Raw genomic sequence first — 8,125 nt, 5'->3', positions numbered from 1 at the left:
CATCCAAAGCGTGATCTTCACAGAAGGAGAACCGCAAAAGCAACTAATGAAAATGTTCGGCTTTCAAACTGACTGACCCAGCGCGGAAAACAGGAGATGTTTTTCGCTAGAAGTATAGAGATCATCTATACTTTATAATTTTTAGCGAAGTGTGTAGGTCAATCATTCTCCTCAAACCACTTCACGATGGCTGGCATGTCGCGCTCAAATCCACCCGGGATGTAGAAGTTTAATAAACCCGCTTTGGTATCCGTAGTATTCTTGAAATCGTGGATCGTATTGGCTGGTATCCTGATAAATGCTCCTTTGCTGGCATCTATCCATTCCTCTCCAATAAGGACGGTGATGGTCCCTTCGATAATGTAAAAAACCTCGTCGTTTGCTTCGTGTAAGTGTGCTCCGGGCCCATCAGAATGCGGAGCTATCCACCACTCAGATACGCTATATTTTTCACTAGTCTCGTTTTCGTCTGCCTTGAATACTGCCGTCATCGCACCGCAGTTGTAGGTGCGTCCCTGGCCTGCCTGGAGGATGATGGGTGCAGTGTGGTCTTTGTTATTATTCATTTTTTAAGTCTTTAAAGATCAGCCGGAGGCTCGAATATATACTAGTTATACTGATCTGAACTCACTTCTATTTTGAGCAGGTGTTCCGAGTTTTTGTCTTTGTAGGCATATACCATGGAGACCGCCTGCTCCCTAAACGTCTTTAGGTCTGGATTTGTCCTCACGTTATTGATGATTCCTGGTTCGATGTTATCCCTCAGTTGCTGGATATCGATTTCATCAATGGTATAATTGACCAGGGTGTAGTTGTACTGAAATTTGTTATTTGGCAGAGCGATGGCATTATCCAGACGAGTCTCGGAATCAATCATGATCGGATAGCTTCTGTTTAGTTTGCTAGCTACTTGCATCATAGCCTGGTCAAACGAAACAGGCTTATTGAAATAGTTCTGGATTAACAAACCAATGATTGCGGCAGCCACAGTTCCGACGATGGTGCCAATGATATTGCTTTTATTCATAGGGGGAGGTTAGGTTACGATTTAGTGTTTTGTTTTAAATCTAGGGTCAAAATTCATTGCCGTTTTAGAAATCACTTTAATTCGAGTAGCATCCTGGTGATTCGGATTGATTAGATAGTTAAATTCTTGTTTCACAATGCAGCTGGGCACTTTAAGGACCGCTGCTTCCATGCCGCTCACAAAATCATCTCCAATAAACTGAGTTTCCAAAATTGGGGGTCTAGAATCCCAATTATCAGGTAAGTCGTTTAGGGCTATTTCAAGAATTTGGAGATCATCAGGAATTTCAATTTCCACATAGTATCGATCAGAAGGCAAATCTTCACTAAGGTCTAGATGAACGGAAACCTCAAGCGTGGCCAATGCCCGAGATTCCGAAGTGTATACCAGGTAAGTATTTGGGCTATTCCACCGATATCCATCTGCCAGAGCAGCTCCTGCACCCTTCAAAGTAGTTTTCAGGTACTTCTGCCTTTCTACTCTATAGACTTTCATTAGGCCATATTTCCATATTCAAGTCTATTGAGTGCGTTTTTGACTTCTTGAATACCGGTTACCGAATCGAATAAACTGTCTGGCTTTACGCCTCCTAAAGACACATTTGGCTTTTTGAGCCATCTCTGAAATTTTTCAAGTTCATTATTGAAAACTTCAGTCCCAAAATCAATAAGCTCGGTCAGTAGAAGTATGACTTCACTATCTCGGCCACTTAACAGTTCCTTTTCTCTTTTCTTTTTGTTGTAAGTGGTTTGTGGCACCCCCAGAAGTGTTAAAAGTTGTTTTACTGGCAGGCCCATTCTTTTGCTTACTAGCTCAATAGATTCGTAGGGGAGTCCTTTCCTAATGATGCTTACCCTTTCGAGCTTGTTAGACCAAACATATTCTTCATTTCGCCCTTTGATAGACCAGTCAGCTCTTTTTTTTCTTGCGGTTTTTGCTCGTTTGATACTTTTGCTCGTATCGAATTTTGCTGTTTTGGATGGTGTCTTCATGGAATAGCAATATTACTGTAAGGTAGTAACAAAATTGCTTCTTGTAAAGTTGCTGAGATGAACTTGCTCCTCCTGGTCGGTTATTGACACCCGCCGGAGGGCAGGACGGCTGGTTGAGCAAGCCTTGTGGCTAGTTGATTTGGCTACTGTCTTTATTGACTATACGTGCGAAATCCTCGATTATGGATTGATCTGTTAGATAGTTAATAATGTGATGAAAAAAGAAAAAAGTTAGCAAGGCCAATCCAGTTCCCCAAAAAGGCCACTTTTGGAGTTCATTAGTTAAAAGAAAGGCTAATATTGAGATAACTAAATAGACCAATTCGCGGATTCAATTTTAGTTGCTCAATTCGTTCATCAAGCCGGTCAAGAAATACATTGGCGACATCCTCATTCCATTGTTCCTCGATAAAGTTTGTAGTCTGTTCAAGTGATTTAAGTCCAAGAGGTGTCCAGATTGTTTTCATTTGCGCCCCAAGAGTTTATGGGCACTTGTGTGTTCAATGCAATCCTCCAGTTTAGCAGAGCTGGATTCATGAAGGAGTTCGAGAATAGTGTTCGGTAGTTTCTCATCGGGGTTGTTACGAAAATCCTCAATGCGTTCGAGCAAATCCTCATTCTGGATGCCAGTTATCCAAGTAATCAGTTCCAATTTTCGTTGTTCAATTGTCATTTTATAAAGATAAGAAATTTGCTGCTGGCAGTCAATGGATGCCAACATCCAAGCATAGCACATATGCTACTCGCCTTGTACCTCTAATCTAGTCGATTTTGAATTCCCCTCCTTGGCGCAACTCTCTTTTAAAGGCATGCACGGCACGCGTGCCCGCCTGGTGGGGTTGTCTGCTCGATTATGTGTATTTAGTTGAGCTTGATTGGTAAGCTTTGTCCATAGCCTTCATCCGCTACAATTGTTACTGCTAAGTTCGTAAGGTGCTTGTCAGAGTTAATCCAGATCGTCTCTAGCCATTCTCCTAATACATCACACAATGCGTCCTTTACCTCGAACTCTGAATCAAATGGATCCATAAGCGGAACCTTCGGTTGTAGCCCGTTGGGAGTATGAATAACACTAATAAGTTCAGATGTTTCGTTAATTGAGCTGTTGAGTATGTATAGGTCAGGACCAGTTAGCGAAACACTAACTGAGAAAGTTCCTTCACCATCTTGATCAGGAAAAATCATAAGTTCGATGCTTTTGGCTGCTTTAGGAATTGTTCGTAGTGTTGCGTTCAAATTCGTTAGAGCCACTTTTGAGTTTTCGTCAAGAACTCTTCTTAACTTCGATTTGTATTCTGTCTCTTCCATATAGGGTCATTAAACACAACATCCAAGCATAGTATATATGCTACTCGCCTTGCACCTCTAATCTAGTGGATTTTGAATTCCCCTCCCTGGCGCATCTGCCACACGTGCTCTCTTTTAAAGGCACACGCGGCATGCATGCTAGTCTAGTGAGGCGCACCCCATCAGTTACGACTGGTGGGGCCGTCTACTCGATTAGCTTCCGTTAATTCCATTTTTCTTCATCCAATTTCTTGAGCATATAATCCTGCGCTAGAATTATATCGTCAATTTTAATTGTTAGTTGTCGTAAGAACGAAAGTCTAAATGTTTGGTGGTTATTGTATCTCCAGTGTTTATTCGTTCCGTATTCAGTTTGTTCCTCTTGATATCGGATTTTACGTTCCTCACAGACAATTTTGATGTCATTTTCAGATTCATAGGGTTCTCCCCAGATGCCATGAATGAATAAGTTTCTGTATGACTTTACCGCAGCAATTCTCTCCAAAAGCTCTTTCATCGTTTTTGGCTGAAAATCCTTTATTCGGTTGATCTTCTTTATTAGTTCGATGGTTTGATGAAGACTATTATTTTCAGTGAGGGTTACAGAAATCAAATCTTCTTCAGTTCCTATTAGATAATTCAGTATTTGCCCAAGTTTGAACTCCATTTTGGAAAAGTTCACCGAGAGTTTTCCAAGTTGAGCGTAGAAGTTTTTTTTAAGTTCATCCATTTAATTCAGGTGGTTCGGTTCAGGCATGGAAGCTAACATCCAAATATAATAGCACTCATGCACTACACTCAACTTTTACCTCTAATCTAGTGGATTTTGAATTCCCCGGTAAAGGATTGATTGCATAACAAAAGCCATATGATAGGAGACTATCACGACTATGCGTCCCAGTACGGTTCTGTGAGAGGTTAGGGGTGAAATTCCCCTAGTCTACTAGGCTGGTGGTAGTTATTTTTTCTTTTTAACTTATTTTTCTTTCTTTTTTCTTTCTTCTAATACAGTTTTGATTTGACTGTCAATTTCTTTTGACTTTGCTTTCATTTCTTCGATCATACCGGTAATGTTATTTCCTTCAAGGGAGTTGACAGTTTCTTTAAAAACATCATAATATCCTTCAAGAGTATTTAATGTCCGCTCATTTTGAGTTTTTAGGTCATTAAGAACTGCAAAGTCTTTGATTTCAGATATTTTGTTCAGGACTTCTGATTTAGTTTCTCCTTGTCTTCGTTTCAAGTAATTGGTTACGTCATCATATTCTCTCCAACTTTCAACTATTTCTACGTCAGCCGCGTGTGCCCCAAGCACTTCCATAATTTCATCTCGCTCTCTTGAAGGGCAACAAATTATTCTGACCGTCTTATGTGGAAATGTCATGCCGCCTTCGTCAGGACATCTCCACTCTCTTTCCCACATAAATCCTTGAAATGATGTATTTTCGAGTAAGGGAAACAGAAGTGGCTTTATTCTATTAAAAAGATCTTTTTTATCCTTTACCACTCCATCTTTATCGGTGACAGTAAAACGGTCGCTTATAATGTTATTGCAAAATTGCAATAACTCCCTGTTTGTTTGGGAATCCAAATAGATTACTGGTCTTACGTTCCGGTGAGCAATTAAGTCTCTTTTTAAAAAACCTATTCCGTATTGTTGATTTTCCGACCACCGTCTAAAGCTTCGATATCTAAAAAAATCGAGAGCAAAAATTGGAGACTCGGTGAAGCAAACAACTTCAGAATTGTAATTCGCTTCTCGGCCGTCAAATGAAGGCTTTATTGCTTTAAGAAATCCATTATTATCCTTGAGTTCAAAGCCTTCGGGAATATTTTCGCCTTTCAAAATATTTACTAAGCTGTTTTTACCTGTCATGTGGATTAAGAAAGGAGATAGGTCAGGTTTCTCCACAGGAGTCAAATCAAAAGTTGGTGTAACATTCCTGTAATGTTTCCAAGTGATACCTGAGCTTGGTAAGTTCATCGTTTCTTTTTTCTAATTACCCCAACGACCAGATATGGTGAGTAGCCATACCCTTCCTAAAGAGAAGTAATGTAGTGAAACTGCTCAACGCCCACAACAGTATCCACGATGTACTGCGTTTCGTAAGTCAAATGCCAGTACTACAGAAGGTGATACGAGCGGTGAAGTATCAGAATGGGCAGATCCGTGGGCGAGTCCTGATGCACTTTCAGAGAGCGATATTATACATAGTGGATGAGTGTTTGTTAGCGGAAGTTTATTCCAGGAATTTAAGCCTTTGATCCGTTAAAAACTCATATATGAAATTCGCAGTTTCTTTGTTCAAAAGTTTCGAAACAGTGAGATCAAATAGTTTGCCTTTAAGCAACTGACTCCATGACTTCTTAGAGAGCTTATCCTGCATTTGTCTCATCTCTTCAAAATCCTCATAAATGATTTCTTGACCCAGCCCTAGTTTGTTAAGCCGATCAAGTATTTCATCAATTTTTTCGTTCAAACTGCCTTCTAAGGCTTGTTTCTCAGCTTTTCGTTTTTTTGAGTTTAGCTTCCTTTCGATGTAGTTAGCCCCTTTAACGGTCAGTTGAACCTCACTTTTGTTAGAATACTTGTCTTTTATGACGACATATCCTCTTCTATCAAGATCATCGGCAATTTCAGAAGGTTCGTCGGTTCGATATGGAATATCATTATAATCTAGTATCAATGCTATGTCGTAATAATTATCATTGAACACATGCGATAGTTTTTCCAGTATGTAATCTTGTTTTTCTCTTATGCTATTAATTGTTGGCTGATCCACCCCTTTCAGTGAATCAATGAGCTCTATATAGTCTTTGAAGAATTTAAACGTATTCTTTAATGTTGTTACTCTATATTTTTGCTTTTCCAGTTCTGGGTTTTCACTACGTTCAATATCATACCTTAACCCAAAATTGTCCAAAAGACTTATTGCGCTGGTTGAAATCAATTCGGTTAAGATTTCAGGTTCAGACGCAATACTTTTTTGAGCAAAGTCTTGAATCTGTTGGTGGAGCGTCTCAAGTTCTCTCCTAAGATATTCGGAGTTCGTATGTTTAGGATTATTCAGTGAATTTATCGAACTAGTAAATCTATCTAGTTCGGCAGTAAAATCTTGGTATCCTATTTTGATTAATGTGAATTTCACCTCTTGTAGCAATTTCCGCTAACGCCTAGCTTTTGGTTTGTGTGCCCGCGGCTAGAGAATAGCACGAATCTAGTAAAATCTGCCGAAGCTCACAACGGTTCCAAATGGCACTGCGCTCCACAAGTCTAAAAATCCTACGAGCAGAAAAGAGTAGAAAGCACCTCTCTTTCCGTGCGGCTGATTCATGCTGAGGTTCGCACTAAAGCTTGTAAAGTGGCAGTTGGCGCATTCTTGCTAGCGCTTGTTAGATTTTAGTGCTTTATATTGACGTCAAAATCTTAGTCAAATGGAAATAGTAAAAGTTGGAGTTGATATTATTCTATCAGGTATTGGAATATTGGCAATATTAATATCGGTATATACTTTGTTAGCTGTAGATTTTCAATCAAAAAGGGTGAGTGAAAGACTGATGAAAATCGAATTAATAAAGTTGTTGGAAGGGAACGAAGAGTTGCTAGATGTTCACATGCAATCAAGTTCTCGTCCTGATTATTTTATGGTCACTATAATAAATAAAACATACCTAGAGTTAACCTTAAAAAATTATCAATTCATGGCTATTGACACATCACAAAAGTTGAAGGTTATGAATTTAAGAGCTGTTAGAGAATTAATTCCAGTGACATTGAAGAAAAATGATCATGCGACGTTGAGCTTTGATCAAGGACAACACTTATTTGATAATTGTCACATTGCCGTCGAGCTTTACTTACTAAGCGAGTTTAACCAAAAGATTGTTTTCACTTACAACCATGAAATAGGTAAGGGATCAAGGTTGGCAGACACCAAATTTCTGTGATTGGAGTACGGGGGGGGATCTGGATCGTTTGTTAGCATTAAAACTAACATCCAAACATAGTACTGCACTACACTCGCCTTGTACCTCTAATCTAGTGGATTTTGAATTCCCCTCCCCGCCGCCCGTCTGCGACGCGTACTCTCTTTAAAAGCATGCACGGCACGCACAAGCGATCCAAGGCAAAAAAGACCCTGGTAAAAACCCATGAGATGAGTGTAAAAACAGATTCGACGTGCGCAAATGCAGATTTGTCGCTGGTATTTTCAATTTGCTGCTTGTCATCGGTCGTTAGATTTGAGGTGAAAGCTATTTGAGCCCTGGCAACAGCTTTTAGTCGGCCGAGTTTTTTGCTTTGAGAGCTGTCAACTGCCTTAAGATCTGATTTTTCTTCAATTAGCCGGTTGAAATTTGAAAATGACACGCTCCTGCGTGTTTTAGACTGCTGTCTATGGTCTTCAGATAGTTGTAAACGGCCATAAGATGGCTGCAGAACGAAAAAGTCGGCTGTAAACGGGCATAAGTTGAATGTAAATACATTTTTGACGCCTGTATTTTAGAAAAAGGCTCGTGTAAATGCGTTTTAGACGGTTGCAGCGGCCGTAAGACGCCTGTAGAATCAAAAAGTCGGTTGTAAATGGCCATAGGTTGCTTGTAAATCCAATTTTGACGTTTGTAATTTTAAAAAAGCCCCTTGTAAATCCTTTTTTGACGGATTTAAACACGATTTAGACGCCTGTATTTTAAAAAAAAACGCGTGTAAATGCGCTTCAGACGGCTGCAGAATCAAAAAGACGGTTGTAAGTGGCCTTCAGACGGTTGTAAATGCGATTTAGACGCTTGCAGAATGAAAAAGACGCTTGTAAATGCGTTT

12 protein-coding genes are annotated in these 8,125 nt (G+C 39.8%); 1 reads left to right on the top strand and 11 read right to left on the bottom strand.

Going from position 1 to position 8,125, the window contains the following annotated elements:
* Nucleotides 1-158: 158 nt before the first annotated feature.
* From C7460_RS21210 to C7460_RS21165, 10 genes are all read right to left on the bottom strand, one after another.
* Nucleotides 159-566, bottom strand: coding sequence for a cupin domain-containing protein (locus C7460_RS21210; RefSeq protein ID WP_115870150.1), 408 nt, complete (start codon nt 564-566; stop codon nt 159-161).
* 41 nt (nt 567-607) lie between these two features.
* A complete protein-coding gene (locus C7460_RS21205; protein ID WP_115870149.1) occupies nt 608-1,027 on the bottom strand; it encodes a hypothetical protein in 420 nt (139 codons plus the stop codon).
* Between the two features lie 21 nt (nt 1,028-1,048).
* On the bottom strand, nt 1,049-1,522 hold the full coding sequence (locus C7460_RS21200; protein WP_115870148.1) for an RES family NAD+ phosphorylase: 474 nt from the start codon (nt 1,520-1,522) through the stop codon (nt 1,049-1,051).
* Nucleotides 1,522-2,019 carry a type II RES/Xre toxin-antitoxin system antitoxin gene (gene parS, locus C7460_RS21195; RefSeq protein ID WP_115870147.1) on the bottom strand — a complete coding sequence of 166 codons (498 nt, stop codon included), beginning with the start codon at nt 2,017-2,019 and terminating at the stop codon, nt 1,522-1,524. The genes C7460_RS21200 and parS overlap by 1 nt, the downstream gene beginning before the upstream one ends.
* Before the next feature lie 278 nt (nt 2,020-2,297).
* Nucleotides 2,298-2,486, bottom strand: a complete 189-nt coding sequence (locus tag C7460_RS24150; protein ID WP_115870146.1) for a type II toxin-antitoxin system RelE/ParE family toxin — start codon at nt 2,484-2,486, stop codon at nt 2,298-2,300.
* On the bottom strand, nt 2,483-2,692 hold the full coding sequence (locus tag C7460_RS24145; RefSeq protein WP_221409600.1) for a hypothetical protein: 210 nt from the start codon (nt 2,690-2,692) through the stop codon (nt 2,483-2,485). The genes C7460_RS24150 and C7460_RS24145 overlap by 4 nt, the downstream gene beginning before the upstream one ends.
* Nucleotides 2,693-2,880: 188 nt before the next feature.
* Nucleotides 2,881-3,327 (bottom strand): DUF6389 family protein, encoded by a 447-nt coding sequence (locus tag C7460_RS21180; protein ID WP_115870144.1) that lies wholly within the window; start codon nt 3,325-3,327, stop codon nt 2,881-2,883.
* Nucleotides 3,328-3,529: 202 nt separating this feature from the next.
* Nucleotides 3,530-4,036, bottom strand: coding sequence for a hypothetical protein (locus tag C7460_RS21175; protein ID WP_115870143.1), 507 nt, complete (start codon nt 4,034-4,036; stop codon nt 3,530-3,532).
* Between the two features lie 246 nt (nt 4,037-4,282).
* A complete protein-coding gene (locus tag C7460_RS21170) occupies nt 4,283-5,290 on the bottom strand; it encodes a hypothetical protein (protein WP_115870142.1) in 1,008 nt (335 codons plus the stop codon).
* A gap of 256 nt (nt 5,291-5,546) precedes the next feature.
* Nucleotides 5,547-6,455, bottom strand: coding sequence for a hypothetical protein (locus C7460_RS21165; protein ID WP_115870141.1), 909 nt, complete (start codon nt 6,453-6,455; stop codon nt 5,547-5,549).
* Nucleotides 6,456-6,741: 286 nt separating this feature from the next.
* Here C7460_RS21165 and C7460_RS21160 point away from each other — a divergent pair, with 286 nt between their 5' ends.
* Nucleotides 6,742-7,254, top strand: coding sequence for a hypothetical protein (locus C7460_RS21160; protein ID WP_115870140.1), 513 nt, complete (start codon nt 6,742-6,744; stop codon nt 7,252-7,254).
* Between the two features lie 91 nt (nt 7,255-7,345).
* Here the strand turns inward: C7460_RS21160 and C7460_RS23565 are convergent, their stop codons facing one another.
* Entirely contained in the window at nt 7,346-7,675 is a 330-nt protein-coding gene (locus tag C7460_RS23565; protein ID WP_147303041.1) for a hypothetical protein, read from the bottom strand.
* Nucleotides 7,676-8,125 lie beyond the last annotated feature (450 nt).

It is taken from the genome of Marinoscillum furvescens DSM 4134 (assembly GCF_003386095.1).
Taxonomy (GTDB): domain Bacteria; phylum Bacteroidota; class Bacteroidia; order Cytophagales; family Cyclobacteriaceae; genus Marinoscillum; species Marinoscillum furvescens.
The sequence above is the reverse complement of the archived record's forward strand: the minus strand, read 5'-3'. Positions and strand labels throughout refer to the sequence as shown.

Excerpts from the sequence above, each read along its gene's own strand:
- C7460_RS21210 (WP_115870150.1), bottom strand. The coding sequence starts at position 566 with ATGAATAATAACAAAGACCACACTGCACCCATCATCCTCCAGGCAGGC.
- C7460_RS21205 (WP_115870149.1), bottom strand. The coding sequence starts at position 1,027 with ATGAATAAAAGCAATATCATTGGCACCATCGTCGGAACTGTGGCTGCC.
- C7460_RS21200 (WP_115870148.1), bottom strand. The coding sequence starts at position 1,522 with ATGAAAGTCTATAGAGTAGAAAGGCAGAAGTACCTGAAAACTACTTTG.
- parS (WP_115870147.1), bottom strand. The coding sequence starts at position 2,019 with ATGAAGACACCATCCAAAACAGCAAAATTCGATACGAGCAAAAGTATC.
- C7460_RS24150 (WP_115870146.1), bottom strand. The coding sequence starts at position 2,486 with ATGAAAACAATCTGGACACCTCTTGGACTTAAATCACTTGAACAGACT.
- C7460_RS24145 (WP_221409600.1), bottom strand. The coding sequence starts at position 2,692 with ATGACAATTGAACAACGAAAATTGGAACTGATTACTTGGATAACTGGC.
- C7460_RS21180 (WP_115870144.1), bottom strand. The coding sequence starts at position 3,327 with ATGGAAGAGACAGAATACAAATCGAAGTTAAGAAGAGTTCTTGACGAA.
- C7460_RS21175 (WP_115870143.1), bottom strand. The coding sequence starts at position 4,036 with ATGGATGAACTTAAAAAAAACTTCTACGCTCAACTTGGAAAACTCTCG.
- C7460_RS21170 (WP_115870142.1), bottom strand. The coding sequence starts at position 5,290 with ATGAACTTACCAAGCTCAGGTATCACTTGGAAACATTACAGGAATGTT.
- C7460_RS21160 (WP_115870140.1), top strand. The coding sequence starts at position 6,742 with ATGGAAATAGTAAAAGTTGGAGTTGATATTATTCTATCAGGTATTGGA.